The 24,873-nt window shown below is 36.2% G+C and carries 25 protein-coding genes; all 25 read left to right on the top strand.

Features of this window, described 5'->3' with window-relative positions:
* Positions 1-4 precede the first annotated feature (4 nt).
* The 25 genes from MP478_RS10155 (at position 5) to MP478_RS10035 (ending at position 24,873) form a co-directional block, all read left to right on the top strand.
* Entirely contained in the window at positions 5-1,138 is a 1,134-nt protein-coding gene (locus MP478_RS10155; RefSeq protein WP_230039846.1) for a GTP cyclohydrolase, read from the top strand.
* Positions 1,139-1,224: 86 nt separating this feature from the next.
* Positions 1,225-1,401, top strand: coding sequence for a hypothetical protein (locus tag MP478_RS10150; RefSeq protein WP_230039848.1), 177 nt, complete (start codon positions 1,225-1,227; stop codon positions 1,399-1,401).
* 122 nt (positions 1,402-1,523) lie between these two features.
* Positions 1,524-1,895, top strand: coding sequence for an NADH-quinone oxidoreductase subunit A (locus MP478_RS10145; protein WP_076356209.1), 372 nt, complete (start codon positions 1,524-1,526; stop codon positions 1,893-1,895).
* A 99-nt stretch (positions 1,896-1,994) separates the two neighbouring features.
* On the top strand, positions 1,995-2,555 hold the full coding sequence (locus MP478_RS10140) for an NADH-quinone oxidoreductase subunit B (protein WP_002983540.1): 561 nt from the start codon (positions 1,995-1,997) through the stop codon (positions 2,553-2,555).
* A gap of 5 nt (positions 2,556-2,560) precedes the next feature.
* On the top strand, positions 2,561-3,055 hold the full coding sequence (locus MP478_RS10135) for an NADH-quinone oxidoreductase subunit C (RefSeq protein WP_257191612.1): 495 nt from the start codon (positions 2,561-2,563) through the stop codon (positions 3,053-3,055).
* A 61-nt stretch (positions 3,056-3,116) separates the two neighbouring features.
* A complete protein-coding gene (gene nuoD, locus MP478_RS10130) occupies positions 3,117-4,340 on the top strand; it encodes an NADH dehydrogenase (quinone) subunit D (RefSeq protein WP_257200395.1) in 1,224 nt (407 codons plus the stop codon).
* Positions 4,341-4,468: 128 nt separating this feature from the next.
* A complete protein-coding gene (nuoE, locus tag MP478_RS10125) occupies positions 4,469-4,978 on the top strand; it encodes an NAD(P)H-dependent oxidoreductase subunit E (RefSeq protein WP_230039853.1) in 510 nt (169 codons plus the stop codon).
* A gap of 78 nt (positions 4,979-5,056) precedes the next feature.
* Entirely contained in the window at positions 5,057-6,415 is a 1,359-nt protein-coding gene (gene nuoF, locus MP478_RS10120; protein ID WP_230039856.1) for an NADH-quinone oxidoreductase subunit NuoF, read from the top strand.
* Between the two features lie 87 nt (positions 6,416-6,502).
* Positions 6,503-7,294 (top strand): hypothetical protein, encoded by a 792-nt coding sequence (locus MP478_RS10115; protein ID WP_306592650.1) that lies wholly within the window; start codon positions 6,503-6,505, stop codon positions 7,292-7,294.
* 41 nt (positions 7,295-7,335) lie between these two features.
* On the top strand, positions 7,336-8,334 hold the full coding sequence (locus MP478_RS10110; RefSeq protein ID WP_230039860.1) for a 2Fe-2S iron-sulfur cluster-binding protein: 999 nt from the start codon (positions 7,336-7,338) through the stop codon (positions 8,332-8,334).
* Between the two features lie 87 nt (positions 8,335-8,421).
* Positions 8,422-9,459, top strand: coding sequence for an NADH-quinone oxidoreductase subunit NuoH (gene nuoH / locus MP478_RS10105; RefSeq protein WP_257200393.1), 1,038 nt, complete (start codon positions 8,422-8,424; stop codon positions 9,457-9,459).
* A 151-nt stretch (positions 9,460-9,610) separates the two neighbouring features.
* Positions 9,611-10,168 carry an NADH-quinone oxidoreductase subunit I gene (locus tag MP478_RS10100; RefSeq protein ID WP_040996950.1) on the top strand — a complete coding sequence of 186 codons (558 nt, stop codon included), beginning with the start codon at positions 9,611-9,613 and terminating at the stop codon, positions 10,166-10,168.
* Positions 10,168-10,665: an NADH-quinone oxidoreductase subunit J gene (locus MP478_RS10095; protein ID WP_047494349.1), complete on the top strand. Its 498-nt coding sequence runs from the start codon at positions 10,168-10,170 to the stop codon at positions 10,663-10,665. Before MP478_RS10100 ends, MP478_RS10095 begins: the two co-directional genes overlap by 1 nt.
* Before the next feature lie 3 nt (positions 10,666-10,668).
* On the top strand, positions 10,669-10,998 hold the full coding sequence (nuoK, locus tag MP478_RS10090) for an NADH-quinone oxidoreductase subunit NuoK (RefSeq protein WP_047494345.1): 330 nt from the start codon (positions 10,669-10,671) through the stop codon (positions 10,996-10,998).
* 2 nt (positions 10,999-11,000) lie between these two features.
* Positions 11,001-12,914 (top strand): NADH-quinone oxidoreductase subunit L, encoded by a 1,914-nt coding sequence (gene nuoL / locus MP478_RS10085; RefSeq protein ID WP_257200392.1) that lies wholly within the window; start codon positions 11,001-11,003, stop codon positions 12,912-12,914.
* A gap of 2 nt (positions 12,915-12,916) precedes the next feature.
* Entirely contained in the window at positions 12,917-14,410 is a 1,494-nt protein-coding gene (locus MP478_RS10080) for a NuoM family protein (protein WP_047494340.1), read from the top strand.
* A 151-nt stretch (positions 14,411-14,561) separates the two neighbouring features.
* Positions 14,562-15,941 carry an NADH-quinone oxidoreductase subunit N gene (locus MP478_RS10075; RefSeq protein ID WP_230039866.1) on the top strand — a complete coding sequence of 460 codons (1,380 nt, stop codon included), beginning with the start codon at positions 14,562-14,564 and terminating at the stop codon, positions 15,939-15,941.
* 144 nt (positions 15,942-16,085) lie between these two features.
* Complete coding sequence (locus MP478_RS10070) at positions 16,086-17,165, top strand: hypothetical protein (protein WP_257200391.1); 1,080 nt, start codon at positions 16,086-16,088, stop codon at positions 17,163-17,165.
* A 39-nt stretch (positions 17,166-17,204) separates the two neighbouring features.
* A complete protein-coding gene (locus MP478_RS10065; protein ID WP_257200390.1) occupies positions 17,205-17,708 on the top strand; it encodes a DUF4280 domain-containing protein in 504 nt (167 codons plus the stop codon).
* A gap of 17 nt (positions 17,709-17,725) precedes the next feature.
* Complete coding sequence (locus MP478_RS10060) at positions 17,726-20,956, top strand: peptidoglycan DD-metalloendopeptidase family protein (protein ID WP_257200389.1); 3,231 nt, start codon at positions 17,726-17,728, stop codon at positions 20,954-20,956.
* Positions 20,937-21,971 (top strand): hypothetical protein, encoded by a 1,035-nt coding sequence (locus MP478_RS10055; protein ID WP_257200388.1) that lies wholly within the window; start codon positions 20,937-20,939, stop codon positions 21,969-21,971. Before MP478_RS10060 ends, MP478_RS10055 begins: the two co-directional genes overlap by 20 nt.
* A 13-nt stretch (positions 21,972-21,984) precedes the next feature.
* Positions 21,985-22,527: a hypothetical protein gene (locus MP478_RS10050; RefSeq protein ID WP_257200387.1), complete on the top strand. Its 543-nt coding sequence runs from the start codon at positions 21,985-21,987 to the stop codon at positions 22,525-22,527.
* 106 nt (positions 22,528-22,633) lie between these two features.
* Positions 22,634-23,464 (top strand): M48 family metallopeptidase, encoded by an 831-nt coding sequence (locus MP478_RS10045; RefSeq protein WP_257200386.1) that lies wholly within the window; start codon positions 22,634-22,636, stop codon positions 23,462-23,464.
* Positions 23,465-23,715: 251 nt separating this feature from the next.
* Entirely contained in the window at positions 23,716-24,252 is a 537-nt protein-coding gene (locus tag MP478_RS10040; RefSeq protein WP_257200385.1) for a hypothetical protein, read from the top strand.
* A 345-nt stretch (positions 24,253-24,597) separates the two neighbouring features.
* Positions 24,598-24,873: a hypothetical protein gene (locus MP478_RS10035; RefSeq protein ID WP_257200384.1), complete on the top strand. Its 276-nt coding sequence runs from the start codon at positions 24,598-24,600 to the stop codon at positions 24,871-24,873.

Raw genomic sequence — 24,873 nt, 5'->3', positions numbered from 1 at the left:
AATTATGTCGAAGGTTTCAATTATTGAAGTAAAAACAGCCGGTCAGCTCAAGCAGTTCGTAAGATTCCCAATGGATCTGTACAAAAATAACCCATACTATGTTCCATCTTTTATTAAAGACGAAATTAAAATCTGGGATGCAAAAGAGAATCCAGCCCTGCAATATTCAGAATCCAGACAATTTCTGGCACTAAAAGACGGCAAAGTGGTTGGAAGAATTGCGGTAATGATTAATCATAAAGAAGAAAAGGAATTAGGCATTAAAAAAGTACGTTTCGGATGGATAGATTTTATTGACGATACTGAAGTTTCAAAAGCTTTAATCCAGACTGCTGCCGATTACGCCAAAGAGCACAATTTTGATATGATTGAAGGCCCGATGGGCTTCACCAATCTTGATAAAGCAGGAATGCTGACGATGGGATTTGATAAACTGGCGACAATGATAGGAATTTACAATCATGCCTACTATCCGAAGCACCTTGAAAATCTTGGCTTAACCAAAGAGAAAGAATGGGTAGAATATGAAATGAACTTCCCGAAAGTACTTCCTGAAAAAGTAGAAAAATTCAGTGGCTTAATCGCTCAGAAATATAAACTTAGTGTTCTTAATTTCAAATCAAAAGAAGAGATACTTCCTTATGTGGAACCTATGTTTAAGCTATTAGATGAAACCTATAAACATCTATCTACCTATACTCCGATTTCGGAAGAGCAGATCAAAACATATAAAGAAAAATACTTTCCTTTTATTGATAAAAATTACGTAATCTGCGTAGTAGATGAAAATAAACAACTGGTATCTTTCGCCATTACAATGCCTTCCTATTCAAAAGCTTTACAAAAGTCAAAAGGAAAACTGTTTCCTTTCGGATGGTGGCATTTTTTACAGGCGGGCAAAAAAAATGACCGTGCCAACTTTTACCTTATCGGAATTCACCCTGAATATCAGAGACGTGGCGTAACAGCTATTATCTTCAAAGAAATTTTTGTACGGTTTACAAGCATGGGAATCAATTTCGCAGAAACAAATCCTGAGCTGGAGGAGAATAAAAGCGTTCAGCTTCTTTGGCAGGATTACAACCCGGTCAACCACAAACGAAGAAGAACGTATTCGCTAACTATAAATAATAATTAGTTATGAATGATAAGTTTTGAGCTATGAATGATTTCATTCGAAAATTAAAACTTATAATTCATAACTCAAAACTTATACCTTTTCTCATGAAACCACAACTTATTATTTTTGCTATTCTCATCTCCGGCTTTATTGGTTACAACTTCTTTTTTCAGTCGCCGGATGACAGAACAAACACAATAATTAATATCGTGTTTGCCAGCGTTCTTTTTGGATATATTTCATTCATGGCATATGCTCTTCTTAAAAAAATGAAGAAATAACTCCTTATTTTTATTGATTCTAAATTGTAATTTTTCTCTATTTTAATCCTACTTTTAAGCTGATTAATTTCATGCTTTCTTGTTTATTCGCTAAATTTGCAAATTGAGATAATAATGCAAAAATGAATTTACCTGAAAGTTATATTCCAATCCTTATCCAGGCAGGTGTAGCAGTAGCATTCGTAGCTGTTTCCTTACTTGGAGCACATTTCCTAGGTCCAAAGCAGAAAAAAGGAGATTCTGTAAAAAACCAAAGCTGGGAATGTGGAGTTCCTAGTGAAGGAAATGCAAGAACACCGTTTTCTATCAAGTACTTCCTGACTGCGGTATTGTTCGTACTATTCGATATTGAAATCGTATTCTTTTATCCTTATGCAGTAAACTTCAGAGAATTCGGCATGGAAGGATTCCTGGCTGTACTTACGTTCGTTGCGATTTTCTTCGTAGCGTTTTTCTATGTTTGGAAGCGTGGTGCACTGGATTGGGATAAATAAATTTTAACATTAAAAGATTGAATGACTTAATTTATAAAAAATCAGCAGTGGTTTCAAATTTTTTAAATGCTTTAATCTTTAAATATTTAATCAAACAAAATGTCAGATAAAAAACCAGTAATAAGAACAGATGCACCTGCTCCCGAAGGATATGAAGGAGAAGGGTTTTTCGCAACAAAACTGAGCAGCGTAATCGGTATGGCTAGAAAGTTTTCACTTTGGCCGTTGCCATTTGCAACCTCTTGTTGTGGTATTGAGTTTATGGCTACCCTGAACCCTACTTATGATGCTTCAAGATTTGGAATGGAAAGAAACTCTTTCTCTCCAAGACAAGCAGATATGCTGATGGTTTGTGGAACTATATCAAAGAAATTAGGACCAGTCCTGAAAGAAGTATACACTCAGATGGCTGAGCCTAAATGGGTAGTAGCAGTGGGAGCCTGTGCTTCCAGTGGTGGTATTTTTGATACGTATTCCGTACTTCAGGGAATTGATAAGATTATTCCGGTTGACGTTTATGTGCCCGGATGTCCTCCAAGACCAGAACAGATTATTGAAGGGGTAATGCAGGTACAGGCTCTTGCTGAAAGTGAAAGCATCAGAAGAAGAGATATGCCTGAATATCAGAAATTATTAGATTCTTACAATATAAGCAACTAACGGAAATGACAAACGAATTTGTATTAGAAGCGATCACCAGAGAATTTCCGGAATCTGTTATTTCAAGTTCAGAACCGTATGGAATGCTGACCATTGAGGTAAAGAAAGAAGATATCAAGAAGATTATCCACTATCTTAAAGATTCATCATTAGAAATCAATTTCCTTACTGATATCTGTGGAATTCATTATCCTGAATTCCCGGACAAAGAAATAGGTGTTGTATATCATTTACATAATATGATGGTCAACTTCAGATTACGTCTGAAAATCTTTATGTCCAGAGAAAATATCGAAGTGGACTCTCTTGTAGAATTATATGCGGGAGCTAACTGGATGGAAAGGGAAACTTTTGATTTCTATGGAATTAAATTTAAAGGACATCCTGATCTTAGACCTATCCTGAATATGGAAGATCTTGGATACCACCCCATGTTGAAAGAATATCGACTTGAAGATGGTACAAGAACCGACAAGGACGATAATATGTTTGGAAGATAAAAAGCGAATGGCCAATGGCAGCTAGCCAATAGCCTGAAGCAAATAGCTAAAAGCAATCATTATGAAAGATAACTCATTATCTAATATACTAAACCAGTACGAAAGTAAGGAACAGATTGACGGACAACTATATACCCTCAATTTAGGACCTACCCACCCTGCAACTCACGGAATTTTTCAGAACATCCTAACAATGGATGGGGAAAGGATTCTTCATGCTGAGCAAACGGTAGGTTATATCCACAGAGCATTTGAGAAAATTTCTGAAAGAAGAAACTATTCTCAGATTACTACTCTTACTGACCGTATGAATTACTGCTCTGCCCCTATCAATAACTTAGGCTGGCATATGACAGTAGAGAAGCTGATTGGTGTAGAAGTTCCAAAACGTGTAGACTATATGCGTGTTATCCTAATGGAATTAGCCAGAATCGGTGATCACCTGATCTGTAACGGGGTAACCGGAATGGACTCAGGAGCTATTACAGGTCTTACGTATATGTTCATTGAAAGAGAACGTATTTACGATATGTACGAGCAGATCTGCGGAGCAAGGATGACGACTAACATGGGAAGAATCGGAGGATTTGAAAGAGATTTTACTCCAAAATTCCATGAGCTGCTACAGGACTTCTTAAAAACTTTCCCGGCAAGATTTAAAGAATTCGGTACTTTATTAGAAAGAAACAGAATTTTTATGGACAGAACCATCGGTACAGGAGCTATTTCTGCCGAAAGAGCATTAAGCTATGGTTTCACAGGTCCCAACCTGCGTGCAGCCGGTGTAGATTATGATGTAAGAGTTGCACAGCCTTATTCTTCCTACGAAGATTTCGACTTTATTATTCCTGTAGGAACTTCAGGAGATACTTACGACCGTTTCATGGTTCGTCAGCAGGAAATCTGGGAATCACTTAAAATTATCAAACAAGCATACGAAAATCTTCCTGAAGGGCCATTCCATGCGGATGTTCCGGATTTCTATCTTCCTGAAAAGGCTGATGTATATCAAAAAATGGAGGCATTGATCTACCATTTCAAAATTGTAATGGGAGAAACTGATGTACCAAAAGGAGAAGTTTACTATGCTGTAGAAGGTGGAAACGGAGAATTAGGTTTCTATCTTGTGAGTGACGGAGGAAGAAGCCCATACAGACTTCACTTCAGAAGACCATGTTTCATCTACTATCAGGCATATCCTGAAATGATTACAGGATCTGTAATTTCAGATGCCATTGTAACGATGTGCAGCATGAATATTATTGCGGGAGAATTAGACGCATAATACATTAGACAAAAAGATAAAAGAAGAAAGATAAAAGACTTTCTTCAACCCAAAATAAAAACGAATTTAGAATAACGGACTTTAGAATCTTTTTTCTTTGTTCTTTACTCTTTAATCTTAGATAAAAAATGAGCGAAACAATAGCTTTTAAACCGGAAAGTTTAGCACAGGTACACAAAATTATCGCAAGATATCCTGAAGGGAGACAGAAATCTGCTCTTCTTCCTGTACTTCACTTAGCACAGAAAGAATTCGGAGGATGGTTAGATGTTCCTGTGATGGATTATGTTGCCGAACTATTAAGTATCCAGCCGATTGAGGTATATGAAGTGGCTACTTTCTATACGATGTTTAATATGAAGCCGGTAGGTAAATATGTTTTGGAAGTTTGCAGAACCGGACCTTGCATGGTGTGTGGAAGCGAAAAAATCCTTAATCATATCAGAACCAAACTGAACATTAAGGATGGAGAAACTACCGAAGATGGAATGTTTACATTAAAGCCTGCTGAATGTCTTGGAGCATGCGGATATGCACCAATGTTACAACTGGGAAAATTCTTTCATGAAAATTTAACGATAGAAAAAGTAGATGAAATCCTGGATCTTTGCAGACAGGGGCAAGTTGCTTTAGACTAAATAAATTTTAACAAATTAAAAATAGCCATAAGCTAAAAGCCATAGGCCAATAGCTGACCGCTAAAAGCATAATAAACAATGAGTAAAAAACTTTTACTTAAAGACGCACATATAGAAGGTATTCGCTATTTTGAAACATACCGTAAACAGGGAGGTTACACTGCAGCAGAAAAGGCCTTGAAGATGACTCCGGACGAAATTCTTGAAGAAGTAAAAGCTTCAGGATTAAGAGGACGTGGTGGAGCAGGATTCCCAACAGGAATGAAATGGAGCTTTTTGGCAAAACCTGAAGGCGTTCCAAGACACCTTGTTGTGAATGCGGATGAATCTGAGCCCGGAACATTTAAAGACAGATATCTAATGGAGTTCCTTCCTCATGTATTGATTGAGGGAATGCTTATTTCATCATTCTGCTTAGGTTCCAATGTTTCCTATATCTACATCCGTGGAGAGTATTCGTGGATTCCTGATATTTTAGAAGAAGCTATTGAAGAAGCTAAAGCAGCGGGATTTTTAGGTAAAAATATTTTAGGAACTGGTTTCGACTGTGAAATTTATGTTCAGAGAGGAGGTGGAGCATACATCTGCGGTGAAGAAACGGCATTGCTTGAATCCCTTGAAGGAAAGAGAGGTAATCCAAGGCTAAAACCGCCATTCCCTGCTGTAAAAGGTCTTTGGGAAAGACCAACAGTGGTAAACAACGTTGAGTCTATTGCTGCTATCGTTCCTATCATTGATATTACAGGTGCTGAATATGCTAAAATTGGTGTGGGAAGATCTACCGGTACGAAATTGATTTCTGCTTGTGGAAACATCAATAAACCAGGTGTATATGAAATCGACATGACGATTACAGTAGAAGAATTCATCTACTCTGACGAATATTGCGGTGGTATTGCCAACGGAAAAAAATTAAAGGCTTGTATTCCCGGAGGAAGTTCCGTTCCTATTGTTCCTGCTAACTTATTGTTGAGAACAGTAAATGGGGAGCCTAGATATATGAACTACGAATCATTGGCAGACGGAGGTTTTGCTACCGGAACGATGATGGGTTCAGGAGGTTTCATCGTTTTGGATGAAGACCAGTGTATCGTAGAACACACAATGACTTTAGCAAGATTCTATAATCACGAAAGCTGTGGTCAATGTACGCCTTGCCGTGAAGGTACAGGATGGATGTATAAAATCTTAAAAAAAATAGAAAACGGACAGGGAAAAATGGAAGACATCGATCTACTTTGGGATATCCAGAGAAAAATCGAAGGAAACACAATCTGTCCATTGGGTGATGCCGCAGCTTGGCCAGTTGCAGCAGCAATCCGTCACTTTAGAGATGAATTTGAGTGGCATGTAAAAAACCCTGAGTTATCACAGACTCAAAATTATGGATTGGCAAATTATGCAGATCCTATTCCGGCCGTAGAAAAAAACGCATAGATGAAAAATTTGTTGGTTGTCGGCTTAATGTTGTCGAGTTTTGTTTTCGGACAAAAAAAAGAAAAAGATACTTTAATAGACAGAAGTATGACGGATTCGTTTGCAGCGACTCCTAATCAGAAACCTGAACCTTTAAGCAAAAAGGGACAGATGTTTGTTTTTTTTGGATGGAACAGAGCCGCCTTCAGTAACTCTGACATCCGTTTTAAGGGAAATGGCTATGATTTTCAGCTGAATAATGTATCCGCTCAGGACAGACCTACAAAGTTTGGAATCGTTTACATTAATCCGGGATGGTTTACTGTAGTTCAGTATAATTTCAGAGCGGGATATTTTATCAAAGATAATTTAGCACTTGTTCTTGGAATTGACCATATGAAATATGTGATGGATCAGGATCAGACAGTTAATTTCAAAGGGCATATTTCAGATCCTGAATATGCAGGAATGGTACAAAACGGACAGGTAAACCTGGCAGATGAGAAGTTCCTTACTTTCGAACATACGGATGGACTTAATTATGAAAACCTGGGTCTTGAAAGATATCAAAACCTTATCAACAAGAAAAACGTTGATTTAGTTTGGTCTTACGGAGCAGGAATCGGAGTCATGTTTCCTAAAAGTAATGTAAGACTTTTTGGAAATGAAAGAAGCGACCGTTTTCATGTTGCAGGTCTTGGGACCGACGTAAGATCCAGTCTTAACCTTGTTTTCTGGAACCACTGGATGGCAAGACTGGAAGTAAAAGCAGGTTATATCAATATGTGGGATATAAAAACTACATTAAATAATAAACCTGACAAAGCACAGCAGGATTTTGTTTTCGGGCAGGTCCTTGCAGGAGTTGGATATACATTTAATACGAAAAAATATAAATAACAAAGCCTATTGCTTAATGCATAAAGCTTAAAGCATACAATATGAGCGAAGAAGTTAAAAAATTCACAATAACGATAGACGGACAGACTACTGAAGTTTTGCCTGGTACTTCTATTTTGGAAGCCGCAAGACAAATTGGTGGAAAATCTGTACCTCCTGCGATGTGTTATTACAGCAAATTGGAAACCAGTGGAGGAAGATGCAGAACATGTCTTGTAGAAGTATCTAAAGGATCTGAAGCTGATCCACGTCCTATGCCAAAATTAGTGGCTAGCTGCAGAACGAATGTAATGGACGGTATGGAGGTAAAAAACCTTACTTCTGAGAAAGCTCAGGAAGGAAGAAAAGCGGTTACCGAATTCTTATTGGTAAACCATCCGCTGGACTGCCCTATCTGTGACCAGGCAGGAGAATGTCATCTTCAGGACTTAGGTTATGAACATGGTGTAGACAGTACAAGAACAGAGTTTGAAAGAAATACTTACGAAGCTGATGATCTTGGACCGAACATCAAATTGAACATGAACCGTTGTATTCTTTGTGCAAGATGTGTATTGACAGCAAACCAGCTTACAGATACAAGAGAACACGGTATTCTTTTCAGAGGAGACCACGCTGAAATTTCTACCTATTTAAATAAAGCTTTAGACAATGACTTCATCGGAAACATTATCGACGTTTGTCCTGTAGGAGCATTAACAGACAGAACAGCCCGTTTTGCAAGCAGAGTATGGTTTACCAAACCAATGAACGCTTCCTGTAAATGTGATAAGTGTTCAGGAAAAGCTGTGGTATGGATGAAAGGTGACGAGATTGTAAGAGTAACAGCAAGAAAAGACCAGTGGGGAGAAGTTGAAGAATTTATCTGTGATACCTGCCGTTTCGAAAGAAAAGCATTATCAGACTGGAACATCGAAGGTCCTAGACATATCGACAGACACTCCGTAATTTCATTGAACCACTACGAGAAGCCTAAAGATGAACTGAGAGTTTTAGACAATCCAATGGCTAAAGAAATCAGTGAAAAAGACGAAAAATAATTTTAATTAAAAGACATCAGATTTCAGACATTAGATCACAGACTTTCTAATTTCTAACTTCTAATATCTAACATCTATAACAAAAAAATGGATTTAATAACATTTAAACTTATACTTGTACTAGCGCTTTTCCTGCTGTCATTAACGATTGCAGCCTACTCTACCTGGGCAGAAAGAAAAGTTGCCTCTATCATGCAGGATAGAATTGGTCCTAACAGAGCAGGACCCTTCGGACTATTACAGCCTCTTGCTGACGGTGGAAAGTTTTTCTTTAAAGAAGACTTTACTCCGGCCAATGCAGAAAGATTCCTTTTTGTATTGGGGCCTGCTTTAGTAATGTTTATTTCATTAATCACAGGAGCAGTTATTCCTTGGGGTAAAAGTTTAAATATTGCAGGTACTTCTTTTGATCTTCAGGTAGCCAACATTGATGTGGGAGTACTTTTCATCATCGGAATGGCCTCAATTGGGGTGTATGGAATTATGATCGGAGGCTGGGCTTCCAATAACAAATATTCATTATTAGGTGCTATCCGTGCTTCTTCTCAGATGATTTCTTATGAATTGGCGATGGGACTGGCACTTCTTTCTATCATTATGATGTCTGGAAGTTTAGACTTAAAAGTAATTACAGAATCACAAAGTGGATGGCATGGAATGAAATGGAATATTGTTTTCCAGCCAATTGCTTTCTTAGTATTCTTCGTAGCAGCTTTAGCAGAAACCAACAGACACCCTTTCGATTTACCTGAGTGTGAATCTGAATTGGTAACAGGATACTCTACAGAATACTCTTCCATGAAGTTAGGTTTATATATGTTTGGTGAATACGTGAACATGTTTATCTCTAATGCTTTCATGGTGGTTCTTTTCTTTGGAGGGTACAACTATCCTGGTATTGACTGGGTAACTCAGAACTGGGGAGAAAATACTGCAGGTATTTTGAGTGTTGTTGCGTTCTTAACGAAGACAGTAATTGGAATTTTGATCTTTATGTGGATCAGATGGACGCTTCCAAGATTCAGATATGATCAGTTAATGCACTTAGGATGGAAAACATTGATTCCTATGGCATTGGTAAACCTATTGGTTACAGGAGCTGTAATTTTAGCGTTTGCAAACTAGAAATTTTGAAAATGAGCTAATTTGAGAATTTGATAATGAAATCAAAGCTTTATCTTTAGCCTATCATATTCAATCATCAATATTAAATAATTAAGATAACAGACAGGATTAGTCTAAAATCTAATGTCTAACATCTAATATCTATAATTAAATGAAACTTACAAACAGATCAAAAGTTGTTTCCAATAAAGAAATGACCCTTGCTGAAAAAATCTACCTTCCTGCTATTTTTACAGGGATGGGGATTACATTTAAGCATGCTGTAAGAACCGTGATAAAGGGTGCTCCCGCAGTATATTCGTATCCGGAAGTACAGAAGCCAAGAACTACCATCTGGAGAGGTCAGCACGTTTTGAAAAGAGACGAGGAAGGCAGAGAAAGATGTACTGCCTGTGGACTTTGTGCGGTAGCTTGTCCTGCAGAAGCCATTACCATGACGGCTGCTGAAAGAACCAAAGAGGAAAAAGGCCTTTACAGAGAGGAAAAATATGCTTCAGTATATGAAATCAATATGCTGAGATGTATCTTCTGTGGAATGTGTGAAGAAGCCTGTCCTAAATCCGCTATCTATCTTACAGACAGATTGGTGGATGTGGAAACCAACAGAGGTTCTTTCATCTATGGAAAGGATAAATTAGTTGAAAAAATAAATGAAAGGATTGATATCACAACAAGACAATCCGAGAAACAAAAAAATGCGGTAAAATAATGGATCAGTTTTTATTTTTCTTGGTGGCGTTTTTAGCAGTGGCAAGTGCTGTTTATTTTGTATTTGCCAGAAATCCTTTATATGCTATTTTGTCATTAATCGTCACGATGTTTTCAATTGCAGGAATGTACATTCTTTTGAATGCACAGTTCTTAGCTATTATCCAGATTATAGTGTACGCAGGTGCCATCATGGTACTTTTCCTTTACATCCTAATGATGCTTAACCTTAATAAAGGAGACGAAAGTAAGAAGAACAATACTTTAAAATTTGTTGGAGTCTTTACTGCAGGTCTTCTTTTAGTAGGGGTATTAGGGGTATTCAGAGGAGTACAGGACAACCATATTGTAGTGGAAAATGTAGACAGAGGAGTGGGTCTTACTAAAAATCTGGGTAGACTTTTGTTTAATGAATATGTTTTACCGTTTGAGCTTGCTTCCATCCTAATTCTGGCAGGTATTGTAGGCGCGGTATTAATCGGTAAAAAAGATTTATAAATTATGGGAGAAGTAAATACATTTATACAAAGCATCCCCTTGGAGTACTTCATCATTCTTTCTTCGGTATTATTCTGCCTGGGAGTGATGGGCGTATTGCTAAGAAAAAATGCTATTGTGATTCTGGGCTGTGTAGAGCTTATGCTGAATTCTGTAAACCTTTTGTTGGCAGCTTTTTCAGCATATAAAGGCAACGGCGACGGACAGCTTTTAGTTTTCTTCATTATGGTAGTGGCTGCTGCTGAAGTAGCAGTAGGTTTGGCAATTATTGCTATGCTTTATAGAAATACCCGTTCTGTAGATGTGAGTATATTTAATAAATTAAGAGGATAAGAATGGAGAATTTAGTATATGCAATAGTACTTTTACCACTTTTAGGGTTTCTTATTAACGGTTTATTCGGGAAAAATCTTCCAAAAATATTGGTAGGATCTTTGGCCACGGCAGCAGTATTCGGATCTTTCTGTATTGCTGTAAGTCTTTTCATGAATTTCAATTCTGAAAGTCAGCCTGTAATCGTAAAAGCTTTTGAATGGTTTAGAGTCAATGGTATTCAAATTAATTTTGGATTCCAGATCGATCAGCTTTCTTTAATGATGGTAATGATCATCACGGGTATCGGATCATTAATCCACCTATACTCTATCGGATATATGAGTCATGACAAAGGGTTCTATAAGTTCTTTACTTACCTGAATCTTTTCATCTTCTCGATGTTACTTTTAGTAATGGGAAGCAACTACCTTATCTTATTCATCGGATGGGAAGGTGTAGGTCTTTGTTCTTACCTGTTGATCGGATTCTGGTATACTAACGAAGAATACGGTAAAGCGGCAAGAAAAGCTTTCATTATGAACAGAATTGGTGACCTTGCATTATTGATCGGTATCTTTATGATTGCTGCTCAGACCAATGCTGTAGATTACCTTTCAGTAGCAGAAAACGCTTCAAAATTTGAATTAGACGGAACCGTGATCATCTTTATCACCGCCAGTTTATTTATCGGTGCTACCGGTAAATCGGCTCAGGTTCCTTTATATACATGGTTACCGGACGCAATGGCCGGTCCTACTCCTGTATCAGCGTTGATCCACGCGGCAACGATGGTTACGGCAGGGATCTATTTGGTAGTAAGATCAAACTTCTTATTTACTTTAGCCCCTACGGTACAGGGAGGAATTTTATTAATAGGATTCTTAACGGCCGCTTTAGCAGGGTTCTATGCACTTCGTCAGAACGATATCAAAAAAGTATTGGCATACTCTACAGTTTCACAGCTTGGATTTATGTTCATTGCTTTAGGTCTTGGAGCGTATACAACGGCTATGTTCCACGTAATGACGCATGCATTCTTTAAAGCTTTATTATTCCTTGGTGCAGGTTCTGTAATCCATGCTATGAGCAACGAGCAGGATATGCGTTTCATGGGAGGTCTTAAAAAATATATTCCTCTTACCCATGCTACCTTCCTTATCGGAACATTAGCCATCTCAGGTTTCCCTTTATTATCAGGGATGATCTCTAAAGACGAAATTTTAGTAGCAGCTTTCGCTAAAAATCCGGTGTACTGGGTGATCTTATTTGTTTTAGCGGCAATGACTGCAACGTATATGTTCAGATTATACTATTTAACATTCCACGGAGAGTTCAGAGGTACTGAAGATCAAAAACACCACTTACACGAAAGCCCGTCTAATATGACATTACCATTGATCGTATTGGCTATTCTTTCTGTAGTTGGAGGTTTTATCAACCTGCCACACTTCATCGGTCACGGGCATTATGCTAAACTGATGGAATGGTTAAAGCCGGTTCTTACGGAACAAAGCTACAACCAAATGGAAGCTACCCTTTCGGGAGTACCTTTCAATACTGAAATGATATTATTGGCAGCTACAGTGATTATGTTCTTTACGGTATGGTTTATCGTTAGAAACACTTATGTAAGTAAGAAAAAGATGGCTGTTGCAGAAGAAAGCTATACCGGATGGGAAAAGCTTTCTGCTAAGAAATTATACGTTGACGAACTTTACAACGCATTGATTGTAAAAACTGTTGAAGGATTAGGACGCGGAGGAAAGATGTTTGATAAGGGTATCTTAGATCGTTTTGTAAACTTTGTAGGTGATGGTGCTGAGGACAGCGGAAAAGCTATGAAGCGTGTTCAAAACGGAAATGTAGAGACGTATATTCTTATCATGTCTTTAGCTGTGGGAATTATATTAATTGTTAACTTTTTATTACAATAATAATGTCTTGTTTATTATTAACATTATTACTTTTACCTCTAGTAGGTTCGGGATTAGTTTTTGCATGGAAGAGTAATTCCAGCAAATATTTGGCACTGGGAATTGCACTGGTACAAATGCTTCTTACATTTTATATACTTTCGGATTTCGATTTTACTCCGACGGTAGATAGTGTATTGCAGCATGAGATCAATTATCCCTGGTCACAATTTATGAAGAGTTCTCTTCACTTCGGTATCGATGGGATGAGCATGCTTCTGCTATTGCTGACTAATATTTTAGCGCCAATCATCATTTTATCTTCTTTCAATGAAAGTGTAAACTACAGAAATACATTCTACGGTTTGATTCTGTTGATGCAATTTGGTCTTGTAGGAGTTTTTACTTCTCTAGACGGATTGTTGTTCTACATTTTCTGGGAAGTAACATTGATTCCAATTTGGTTTATTGCCGGACTTTGGGGACAGGAAAATAAAAGGTTTGAATTCACTACGAAATTTTTCGTATATACATTCGTTGGATCTTTATTTATGCTGGCCGGATTGATCTATGTGTACAACCACTCTGCATCATTCGCCTTAACAGATCTATACAATGCGCAACTTAACGAAGTACAGCAGACGGTGGTATTCTGGTTTATTTTCTTTGCATTTGCAGTGAAATTACCGGTATTCCCTTTCCATACATGGCAGCCTGATACCTATACCTACTCTCCTACTCAGGGATCGATGTTGCTATCAGGGATCATGCTTAAGATGGCAGTGTACGGGGTAATGCGTTATTTACTTCCAATTACTCCACTTCCTATTGCTGGGATTTCAGGACAGATTGTGATCATTCTTGCTATTGTAGGAATTGTTCACGGAGCTCTGATTGCCATCATACAGACGGATATGAAGAGAATCATTGCGTATTCATCTTTTTCTCACGTAGGGTTAATGGTGGCAGGGATCTTTGCTTCAGCAGTGGTTACTTTAAGAGGTAATTTCAATGTTGAAGGTGCTGAAGGAGCTTTGGTACAGACTTTCGCTCACGGTATCAACGTGGTAGGATTATTCTACTGTTGTGATATTTTATACAAAAGATTTAAATCAAGAGATATCAGACAGATGGGAGGTTTAGCAAAAGTAGCTCCTAAATTTGCGGTATTATTCCTGATCATTATATTAGGTTCAATGGGAGTTCCATTAACCAATGGATTTATCGGAGAATTTATTCTATTGAAATCAGTATATGATTTTAACGGAACAGCAGCGGTAATTGCTGGTCTTACGGTAATTCTTTGTGCAGTGTACTTATTGAGATTCTACGGAAAAGCAATGTTTGGAGAAGGAGATGAGGCAGTTCTAAGCACAGCAAAAGATTTATCAGGTGTAGAGTTTTCTGTATTGGCAAGTTTAGCGGTTTTTGTGATTTTACTTGGTATTTTCCCACAACCGGTAATAGACATGGTGAGCAGTTCAGTGAAGTTTATCTACACGGCGATGGCCAACTAAAAATTAAAAGATTTAAAAATTAAAAAATTAGGAGATTAGAGAAAAGTAAAAGACAGGAGACCGAGAGATTAGAGACAGGAGACTAAACCTGGAACTTTACGTCTTACATCTTGAACTTTACCCTTCAAATCTCACATCTCAAATCTATATTATGAGTGTTTTAATTATTGTTTTCCTAACGGCAGTTATTGCGTTATTTTCAGGAGTTTTTGAACAAGGAAAATTCGCAAGATACATTGGGATTTTGGGATTAATCATCGCATTGTACGTAAGTTTTATGCCGGAATGTTCGTTCTTCGACCATTACAAGCATATGTATGAGTACAGTGCCAATACAGCATTATTCACAAAAATATCCATTGTAACAACCTTATTGTTATTCTTCCTTGGAGGTTTTGCATTCAGCAATCACAGAAGCCACCAGTCGGAATTATATGCTTTAATGCTATTTGCATTATGTGGAGGGATCATCCTTTTCGGATACCAAAACCTGGTGACGATGTTCCTGGGTGTGGAGATTCTTTCTATTCCACTTTATGTAATGGCCGGAGCCAACAAAACTGATTTAAGATCAAACGAAGCTTCTATCAAATATTTCTTAATGGGTGCATTCGCAACAGGTTTCCTACTTTTCGGAATTGCGTTCATCTATGGAAGTGCAGGAAGTTTTGACCTCTATAAGATCCATGATTTTGGAGTAGCAAACACGGGTAATGTAATGTTTATCTTAGGGGTATTATTAATCCTTTGTGCATTGGCATTCAAAGTAGCTTTGGCACCTTTCCATATGTGGAGTCCTGATGTATATGCAGGTTCCCCTTCATTAATTACAGCTTTCATGGCAAGTGTAGTAAAAATCTCAGGATTCTTCGCCCTGTTCAGATTAATGACCATTGGTTTTGCCGGGGTTACCCATGAATGGATCAATGTTTTAGGGGTATTCTTAATTATTACTTTGCTTTTGGCAAACGTTATGGGTCTTGCCCAGACGAATGCAAAAAGAATGCTGGCCTACTCTTCAGTTTCTCACGCCGGATACATCGGATTGGTATTCTTCGGAATGACCAGCCTTTCTACTTATAATTTAGCATTTTATTTATTTGCGTACTCATTATCTACAGTAGGAGTTTTTATGTGCTTAATCTGGGTAGAGAAATTAAAGAGAGAAACTTCTTTCGGAGCATTCAAAGGATTGGCAAAAACAGAACCTTTATTAGCTACTGCGGCAGCAATCTCTATGCTTTCTATGGCAGGAGTTCCGCTAACAGCGGGTTTCATGGGGAAATTTGCTTTATTCTCCCAGGCTATGAACGGTGCAGCTTTCCTTGTATTGGTAGCTGTGTTAGGTTCTGCCCTATCTATCGCTTATTATTTAAGACTGATTGTAGCCATGTTCTTCTTTAAAGAATCAACATTCAAGTCATCAGAGAAAGTAACGCTTACTTATAATATCATTGCAGTAGTTGTTATTGCCTTGATTATCATTCTGGGAATTTTCCCGGATCTGTTTGCAAGAATATTCGGACTGTAAAAAGTTATCTATTATTATATCAAAAACCTTCCAGGCATCTGGAAGGTTTTTTTTTGTCAAAATTTTTATAAATTTCAGACAACAAAATAAATTTTACTCTCTATCATTATAACCCCATCTCACATTACTAAACACACCAATCACATGATCACGTATATGACTCTTCCAGGCGATACTCTGGAGAAAATTGCTTCTGACCTGAAAGTAGAAAACCCCAACTATCTCAAAGAACTGCATAATAAATGCTGCGCCCTGCACAACAGACTGGTAGAGCCTGTACAGCTGAAACCCGGAACACTCCTTCATATTCCGTTTGGGGATGAAATAAAGAATCTCAATATTAAAATTAATGAAAATGGAGACAGCTTCTACTATCATCCACCCCATGGAAAAATTCCGTTTCAGATCCCTTTATTGGATGGCAGCTATAACATGAAACATCAGAAATATCAGGACCACAACATGCAGGCAGATTATCAGTATCAAATGGAACTTAAATACCTGAAAACGGAAAATGATCAATACTTTTTTTCAATGCAGCTAGTAGACTCAAGAAAAGACGGAATGGAATCAGACAGTAAAATTTCCAGCCTGGCGAAAGCCTGCACAACAATTATTTACCCATTGCAAATAAGGATAGATGAAGAAGGCAGACTTATAAGCGCCGAGTTTATGCATTCAGAAACGGTGATTAAAGAGGAACTGGAAGCGTTGAAAAAATACTTTACAGATGAACTTTCAGCATCTTACATTGATCAACTTAAAAAAAAGACGGGAGATAAAAAACAGATTCTTGGAGATGTAAGACATACGCTTCCTGTACAATTCCTGTTTGGATCTTTTTACAGAGCGCAATATGGAGACTGGACCGACTCCAAAATTTATCATGAGTTTCTTCCGTGGATTGCCCATGCTTCCCCGATACGTTTTGAACTTTATAACCGGATCTTACCAAAAGATTCAGCTACAGATAATGAAGTTCTGAAAATCATTCAGAACGGCAGCTGCTGTGACTACCGTAATCTCAATCAACTGTATGATAAAAACTATATTTATTCTGAGCAAACTCCCATTAATGAAAACTCTGTACACTGCCGCCATGAGGCAGAATATATTTTTAACAGAAAGGATCTGGCAGTTCAAAAAATCACAGGAAGTTTTGAAATTCAGATTGGTGATGTAACAGAAAAAGATGTTTTCATGATCGAAAAAGCAATAAAATAAATTAGTATCTTTGAGACAGCACCATCAAAAACGCAAAATATGTCCGAATCCGCATCACCACATGACGGAAAACACTTTGTCATACAGAAAGGGAAAGCCCAGTGTAATCAGGGAGACCTCTTTCCACAGTTTAAAGTCACTTCCCATCAGAAACATTACTGGAATAATGAAGAAGGTAAGGCTGATTATCTGGCTGTTACCGAAGATGACCTTCAGTTTAATCCCCAAGGCCCAAGCTTCGGAAAATGTAAACTGAAACCTACTCCCGGTGGATATCTTCCCTGCGCATATGCTCCCGCAGGAAAATGGCAGAAAACTTACGAAAAAGTAAAAGTAATGGGTAAAAGCTGCGTTACAGAAATCTCAGAACTTATGTGCTCTACAGGTGGAAAGATCACCATCATGGAACATGGGCAGACTGCTGCCATGGCTCAGCAGAATGTTAAAAATGCAGACCCTCAGGAACAGCATCATATCAATCCTTTTATTGATTTTAAAGAATTTCAGAAGGAAACGGATGATCATGAAGCAGATGCCTATTAACCATAAACTTTTCGGCCATGTCAAAACAAGGAATTTATAAAATATCGGGAAATACAAAACCAAAGGTTGGCGAACAGGTTACCTACAAAATTGATGAATGGTATCCTGCCACCCCCAGAGAAAAAAGAAATCCGGCACTCGTTACCTGGCATCTGTTCAAAAAGGTGAACGGGAAATTTGTTCCTACCACTATTAAGAAAAAAGGAATAAGCAGCTTTACCTTTAATACAACAGCTTATAAAGATACTTTCAGGATAGAAGCTTATCTTCATAATCCGGAAGGAAAAACTCCAATGGCACTTGAGATACAGCCCCAGCCCAGCGATGTTCCCCGGATCAACAAAGTTGAACTAAAATACATAGACAATACTCCGGGAACTGTTTTCAGCTTTACGGAAAAAATGGTGGCAGAAGCTAAATGCATGAATCTGGAAGCCCAGTATCTGCAATTTACTCTTTGGGAAGATGATTCCAGAGACTCAGGTCATAATGCTCAAAATCTGCCTATAGACAGTAAAAAAGAAAAGGTAAAAAACGGAATCGCCAGGGCAGAATTCATGCTCACAAAAGCTCTTATGAGAAAAGCAATGCAAGGTGAAATAAACCCTCAGCAGCTTGAATTCTATGTAACCGTAGAATATTATGCCCATAAAAAGCATGCAACGGATACTATAAATATCAATACCCCCGCAGAATTACACCCTTCATCCGGCCAACCTCAACCTCAGCCGCCCCAACAACAACAACAACAACAACAACAACAACAACAACAACAACAACAACAACAACAACAACAACCTGCTCCGTCACCTCAACAACATCCCGAGCCACAAACAGCCCATGGACAGATCAATAATACCCAGCCGGCAACATCCCCACCATCGGGAGGGGTCTCTCCTACCGTCATCAATCAGGTAAAGGTTGAAGACCTTCTGGATGCTTATTTTGCAAAAAAAGAATATACCAGGAAAACAGGAGAAGAGGACGGAACTCATACCTATACTTTCGGAGGAAGCAAAAGTGGCAACAAAACAGCTACTGCCGAAGAGAAAAATAAAGTGGCCCAGACCATTCTTAATAAAATTAAAGAGAACCTGAAATCCTTAAAGAAATATACCACTCCTGAAGTGATTGCTGCTGCATTAACCGCCGAGGCTTATGGAAAAGATACAACCAGTCAAAAGACTGTAACTTTTAAAACCTTTAGGCTGGGGGTCGATTTTAAAAAGGTTGACAGTGCTCCATTGGATGATAAACTATACCTGGTTGCCAGAACCATGCTTCTGGATGGGAAACAGGTCACCATATCCATTAAAGAAAAAGATGGCATCATCAAAGGTTCAGCAGATGCTGTTCTCCCTGTTCTGGAAATTACTGAAGAACAGATGGAACAGAAAACACCTGCCGGAGGAGAAGTTCCGGGAACAGAAAAAACAGAATTCTCAGGAACTGTAAAAGACAATCTCGTCAAAATTCCTATTCACCTCCGCCCGAAATCCGAAGAAGAGCTGAAGCAATGGAAAGATAAGATCAACAACGGAAAAGAAGATGGAAGCTATACCTATACATTTGGAGGTCCTACAAGTATAAAAAATGCTGCCGATAAAAAATCTATCGCCGGAAATATTCTCAACAACGCCAAAGGCGGTAAACGGGGGAATCCAAAAATAGAAGACGGCAAAACCTCCAGTGTAGAAGAAATAGAAAAAGCTTTAGCCATAAAGGATTACAAAGCTGGAGATACCATCACCTTTAAACTTCTGAAAAAGGTCCCGGAATTTTTATATCTTAATGCAAAAGCCCAGGGTGAGAAACAGCATGATAAGAAGTTCTTGAATAAAGAGGGAGCATATTTCCAGATTGGGAATAAGTGTCCTAGATGTGAGGCTGAGATAACATTGAAAGATATAGAAACTGCTTTCGATGTCTACGCAAATCAAAAAGATTTTAGACAAAAAATAGTAGATAGTTTAAACAAATTCATAAAACAAAGAAAAAATGAGGGAAAAGATCTTCATTTAAATACATGTTTGCGTAAAGCACATTTCTTTGCACAGGTCGCAGTGGAAACTTTAGGTATACATGGAGATTGGATCATTGAAGGTAAAATTAATCATTCTGTAGAGTCTGCGAAATCTGCTTTTGGTGAAAGAGCAGAAACTCTTGAAAGAAAACATCTTTTAGCTACATATTGTCAAGATAGACCTCAAAAAAGATTACTTAACTATATGTATGCTTTAGGAAATGGTTTTGATAATGGAAATGGAAATGAAGCAAGTGGAGATGGATGGAAGTTTAGAGGAAGAGGTCTAAAACAGATCACAGGAAGAGGAAATTATAAAGATATTTCTGAAGTAATAAAAGAAATTTTCCCGGTGGAATATAATGCTTTACCACAAGCAAATGCAGGAGAAGAAAGATTAGTTAGCCATCCTGAAAAAACAGAAGAAATCGATTATGCAGTAATAACAGCACTCGCCTATTGGGAAAAACATAAAATATGGGAACTAGCAGATACAATTACTTCGAAAACAAGCCCTGACGATGATTTTAAAAAAATTAGGAAAAAAGTAGTTGGAAAAAGTGGATTTAAATGGGCAGTAGCTAAAAATTATTTCCAGAAAACTTATGATGCATTTAGGGTAAATGAATGCAGCCCTGGAGACAAAACGCCATCTGTAGAAGCTTGTACACCTGACTGCTCACAATGTTTTAATTATGCTGATGTATGGGAAAACCCAGTAATAAGTAGTGATAATGGAGGAAAGAATAATAACAGATATGGCAGTAGTAAAAGGGGGCATAAGGGAGTTGATATTCTATCTGGTCCTATATACAAAGATGTACATTCAATAATGTGTGGTACCGTTGAAAAAATAGTAACTACATTTAAAACCAATCAATATGGCTCTTTGAAACTAGGTAATGTAGTCAATATAAAATCTAAGGATAAAAATGGTAATACAGTATATATATTATATTGTCACTTAGATAAGATTTATGTTACAAATGGACAAAAAGTAACTCATGGAGAGAAAATTGCTCTTTCTGGCTCAACAGGAAATGCTTCGGATGGTAGTTTACCCAATGGTGTACCTGGCAGAGGAATTAAAAAAGAGAACTGGCATGTTCATATTGAAGCATGTGCCAATGGAGCAGATTTAGTAACCTTCTTTGGAAAAGACAGATTACAGCCGGAAGATTATATGAAAACGAAATTTGATACTAATGGAAATGCAATTAAATAAAATATTATATACAATCGTAATATTATTACTACTGTCATGCAAAGGAACTGCACAGGAAAATATTCAATCAACATCAAACTCTCAAAATATAAAACCTGTTGACAAGCAAATTGATTTCTTCAGTAAAAAATATTTTACCGGATATAATTTAGCTATAGATGAATCAAATCTATCTGATCATCCTTATTTTAGTTACTTAGATTGTAAAAATGAAGGATATTTCAGTGTCCATTTTATTCCTAAAGAAAATGATTTACAATTATTTTGGTCAGAAGACTATTATAAAAAGACAGACTTTAATACTTACGATTTTGAAAAAGATAATAAAAAAATTGAATCTTTAATTAAAAACAACTTAAATGCTTATAACATTTTCTCTTATTATGTAAAAAACAAATATTTAGATTCAAATAATGGTTGTACATTAGAGAGTGTATGGCTGAATAAAAATACTAACGCTGAAATATATTTATATAATCATAAAAGTAATAAATGGGATTTACTAAAATCAGAATCATCTGAAATTTTACCACCTTATGCTGATAATAAATTCTTTATTTCAAATTTTCCAAATTTATTTCCCAAACCAAATAAAATCATTAAACAGGAAAAAACATTCCCATCTGATTTAGAAGGCGAATGGGCTGTAAACTGCGGAAACGGACTGACCACCTTCAGTATAGGGAAAGAAGAAAACATTATATCATTGTATGGAAACTCTATATACATTAATGTACAGGTGGAAAAACTAACTGATAGGGAATATATTTTAAAATTCAAAAATATAGCAACTCAGGAAAATTGGGTAGAAGAGTCATTAAAAATAACTGAATCAGATATATCAAAAGATAAAATCATTGGAAAATTCTTTATAAAAAAAGATGGCAAAGTAGAACTTCATTGGATAGGTCTGTATAATATGAAAAAACAAAAACTAGATTACGCTGGTAAAGACTTTTCATTAATTAGGGAAAATCGGGGTAAGAATCCTGTTATATTAGAAAAATGCTCATAATCAGATTAGTAAAATGCATGTAAATAGTATCACTTTTGTATTGTTATTTATTATTCTCTTATCATTTGAAGGGAACGCACAATCAAATAGTAGAAATAAGATTTCTCATCATCAAACTGCACCAAATACAACAAGCGAAAAAGAAAAAACGGCCCCTTCAGATTTAAAAGGGACCTGGGCCGTAATTTGTAAAAATGAATTAACAGAGCTTGATATCAATAAAAATGAAGGTTATTTATCACTGTATGACTTTAATGCCATTTACATCAATCTAAAGGTAGAAAAATCATCTAACAAAGATGAGTATGTTCTGAAGTATGCAAGCTTAGCTTCTCAGCAAGATTACTATAAAGAAAATTTAAAAATTGTAGATGAAGAGATCTCAAAAGATAAAATTATTGGAAGGCTGATTCTGCAAAAAAATGGTAAAGCAGAATTACAATGGATCGGATTATATAACATAAAAAAGCAGAAACTGGAGTTTGTAGGTAATGATTTTCTTCTTATAAAAGAAAACGGTGGTAAAACTCCATTAATTCTTGAACTATGTCACTAAAATGATAAAGACTCAATTTTTTTTTATAATCGGATTTTTATGGTTTTTCTTCTGCAAAGAAGCAAGACAGAAAACACTCCAATTTGAAAAGTCAAAATCAGGTACTTTGGATAATGATAAATATGTCAACTATTATATAGATATTAATAAAGATAATATTCCTGATAAAGTAGTTTCCAGTGCTCCTGGAATGGGAGATGAGCTTTCACTCTATATAAAAAAAGATAACAAATTCAATTTAGTATTGAAAACCATTAACTTCTCTCAGGATGGAGGAAATAAAGTATCTGATATTAAAGAAACAAAAGAGGGATTTGTTATTGTTACCACATTTCCCGATAGAGGATACTATGAAGAAAACTATCAGATTATATATGATAATAATAGTTTTATCTTAAAAAATGTAGTTTACAAAACAAGTTCATGGCAGGATGATTATACAAAAACATATGTCTGTAACGTAATTCAGAATATCAACATTTCAAAAAATCCCTATAAATTTAAAATAAAAGGGATGCCGGGTGAAGAGAATAGAAATCAGGAATGTAGTGTTGAATATTACTCAGGAAAAACTTTACAAGAATTTATAGATCGATTTAAAGAACGAAATTCACCTCAAATCGTACAGGGAATTGAAAGATATAAACAATTATTACAAACATTTCCCATCACTCAACAAAATATATTACAATACAATGACATAGGATATTATCTACAACAATCACAAAATAACAGAGAAGCCATTTTTCTGCTCACAAAAATTATAGAAAAATCTCCAACTCGAGTAGTAGCATACCTTAATATAGCAGACGCTTATTGGGAAATAAATGATAAAGGAAAAGCCAAAGAATATTATCAAAAATATATATCATTGATGAAAACCCAAGATAAAGATTTGAAGAAGATACCACAAAGAGTTCGTGACAGAAATAAGTAACATCATTATAGTTTTAAAAATTAATAGATTTTCATATAAAAATATAATGCAGAAAAAATAAGAGATAAAATATAGATCAGAAGTAAACAAAAAATTCGAACTTTTCGGCCAAAAAGAAAGACTAAGAAAACAAGAGTTCAATGGTAATAATTTTCTCTTCTGATTCTCTAGCCATGTAAATAAAAACGATGATGAAGCTATCAAATCTTCTATTATTACTTCTAACCATAAGCATCTTTTCCTATAAGAAGATGGAAAAACAAGATTCTCAAAAACAGATCTCTTACACCAAAGGTAAAACTGAAAAAATAATAGAAAAAAAAGATGATTCTTCCAGGATTGACAAAATAATTAAGGATAGTCTATCTTCAAAGGAAGTCTTTACAGTCAACGCAAGCTTCAATAATGATCAGTTAAATAACTTCAGTTTTTCAGGAATATGGAAAGCTGAATGTACTACTAATGACCATGTAAGTAATATCTTATTTTATAAAAAAGATGAAGGGGATCTGAGTATATATTATAAAACAAAGCTCATAGCTAAAATGATGGTTGAAGTAAGTTCCGACAATAAATCATTAAAGTATATTGGAACAAATATTATTGGAGAAGGAGTAGATATAAAAAAAATAACTACCCTTACAAAAGGAGATGTACTTGCCAAAATTGATATTATTAATGAATATAAAATATCAGTTAATTGGCTGGACTTTATAAAAGAAAAAATATTTATTAAAAATTTATTTGGAAAAGAAAACTCTATAATCCTAAGTAAATGTAGTGAGTAATATAAGAAAATCATTATACTCTCAATGATGTACCTAAACAAAATACTATATACAATCGGGTTTTTATTATTACTTTACTGTAAAGAAAAGAAATAGAAGGCTGTTCAATTTGAAGAAAAAAAATCTGATACTTCAGTAGCATATTCAATACAGGAAAATGATACTTTACAACAATCAAAAGGCCCGATAAATATAAAAAGTGTTGAAGATAAACCCTCCCAAAAAGAAGAGAAATACTCTCCTGATGGAACCTGGCAGGTAGACTGTAAAAAAGGAGCCGGAAGCATATCTATCGATGGCAAAGAGGCATCACTGACGGTTTTATACAATCAAATTTATATCGATATGAAAGAACTCAAGAAATATGATTTTGAAAAAGGTATTGCCTATACACTAAAAGAAGTTCCGGAAGATATTGGAAATATTGGAAGAGGACTCAACTGGAAAGAATATGTAAATAATGAACCTATAGCATATCTGAAGATCATTAATGAAAATACTATGCATTTTTACTGGTACGGATTTTACAACAAAAAAACAAAGAAGATAGAATGTAAAGAAACTAATTTCCAGCAGGAAAGCAAAACCAAAGAAATCATACTAAAGAAATGCTCTCCATAA

The sequence above is a fragment of the Chryseobacterium sp. WG14 genome (assembly GCF_024586945.1).
Classification (GTDB): domain Bacteria; phylum Bacteroidota; class Bacteroidia; order Flavobacteriales; family Weeksellaceae; genus Chryseobacterium.
This window is presented reverse-complemented; position numbering and strand designations above follow the sequence as displayed.

Excerpts from the sequence above, each read along its gene's own strand:
- MP478_RS10155 (WP_230039846.1), top strand. The coding sequence starts at position 5 with ATGTCGAAGGTTTCAATTATTGAAGTAAAAACAGCCGGTCAGCTCAAG.
- MP478_RS10150 (WP_230039848.1), top strand. The coding sequence starts at position 1,225 with ATGAAACCACAACTTATTATTTTTGCTATTCTCATCTCCGGCTTTATT.
- MP478_RS10145 (WP_076356209.1), top strand. The coding sequence starts at position 1,524 with ATGAATTTACCTGAAAGTTATATTCCAATCCTTATCCAGGCAGGTGTA.
- MP478_RS10140 (WP_002983540.1), top strand. The coding sequence starts at position 1,995 with ATGTCAGATAAAAAACCAGTAATAAGAACAGATGCACCTGCTCCCGAA.
- MP478_RS10135 (WP_257191612.1), top strand. The coding sequence starts at position 2,561 with ATGACAAACGAATTTGTATTAGAAGCGATCACCAGAGAATTTCCGGAA.
- nuoD (WP_257200395.1), top strand. The coding sequence starts at position 3,117 with ATGAAAGATAACTCATTATCTAATATACTAAACCAGTACGAAAGTAAG.
- nuoE (WP_230039853.1), top strand. The coding sequence starts at position 4,469 with ATGAGCGAAACAATAGCTTTTAAACCGGAAAGTTTAGCACAGGTACAC.
- nuoF (WP_230039856.1), top strand. The coding sequence starts at position 5,057 with ATGAGTAAAAAACTTTTACTTAAAGACGCACATATAGAAGGTATTCGC.
- MP478_RS10115 (WP_306592650.1), top strand. The coding sequence starts at position 6,503 with ATGACGGATTCGTTTGCAGCGACTCCTAATCAGAAACCTGAACCTTTA.
- MP478_RS10110 (WP_230039860.1), top strand. The coding sequence starts at position 7,336 with ATGAGCGAAGAAGTTAAAAAATTCACAATAACGATAGACGGACAGACT.
- nuoH (WP_257200393.1), top strand. The coding sequence starts at position 8,422 with ATGGATTTAATAACATTTAAACTTATACTTGTACTAGCGCTTTTCCTG.
- MP478_RS10100 (WP_040996950.1), top strand. The coding sequence starts at position 9,611 with ATGAAACTTACAAACAGATCAAAAGTTGTTTCCAATAAAGAAATGACC.
- MP478_RS10095 (WP_047494349.1), top strand. The coding sequence starts at position 10,168 with ATGGATCAGTTTTTATTTTTCTTGGTGGCGTTTTTAGCAGTGGCAAGT.
- nuoK (WP_047494345.1), top strand. The coding sequence starts at position 10,669 with ATGGGAGAAGTAAATACATTTATACAAAGCATCCCCTTGGAGTACTTC.
- nuoL (WP_257200392.1), top strand. The coding sequence starts at position 11,001 with ATGGAGAATTTAGTATATGCAATAGTACTTTTACCACTTTTAGGGTTT.
- MP478_RS10080 (WP_047494340.1), top strand. The coding sequence starts at position 12,917 with ATGTCTTGTTTATTATTAACATTATTACTTTTACCTCTAGTAGGTTCG.
- MP478_RS10075 (WP_230039866.1), top strand. The coding sequence starts at position 14,562 with ATGAGTGTTTTAATTATTGTTTTCCTAACGGCAGTTATTGCGTTATTT.
- MP478_RS10070 (WP_257200391.1), top strand. The coding sequence starts at position 16,086 with ATGATCACGTATATGACTCTTCCAGGCGATACTCTGGAGAAAATTGCT.
- MP478_RS10065 (WP_257200390.1), top strand. The coding sequence starts at position 17,205 with ATGTCCGAATCCGCATCACCACATGACGGAAAACACTTTGTCATACAG.
- MP478_RS10060 (WP_257200389.1), top strand. The coding sequence starts at position 17,726 with ATGTCAAAACAAGGAATTTATAAAATATCGGGAAATACAAAACCAAAG.
- MP478_RS10055 (WP_257200388.1), top strand. The coding sequence starts at position 20,937 with ATGGAAATGCAATTAAATAAAATATTATATACAATCGTAATATTATTA.
- MP478_RS10050 (WP_257200387.1), top strand. The coding sequence starts at position 21,985 with ATGCATGTAAATAGTATCACTTTTGTATTGTTATTTATTATTCTCTTA.
- MP478_RS10040 (WP_257200385.1), top strand. The coding sequence starts at position 23,716 with ATGGAAAAACAAGATTCTCAAAAACAGATCTCTTACACCAAAGGTAAA.
- MP478_RS10035 (WP_257200384.1), top strand. The coding sequence starts at position 24,598 with ATGAAAGAACTCAAGAAATATGATTTTGAAAAAGGTATTGCCTATACA.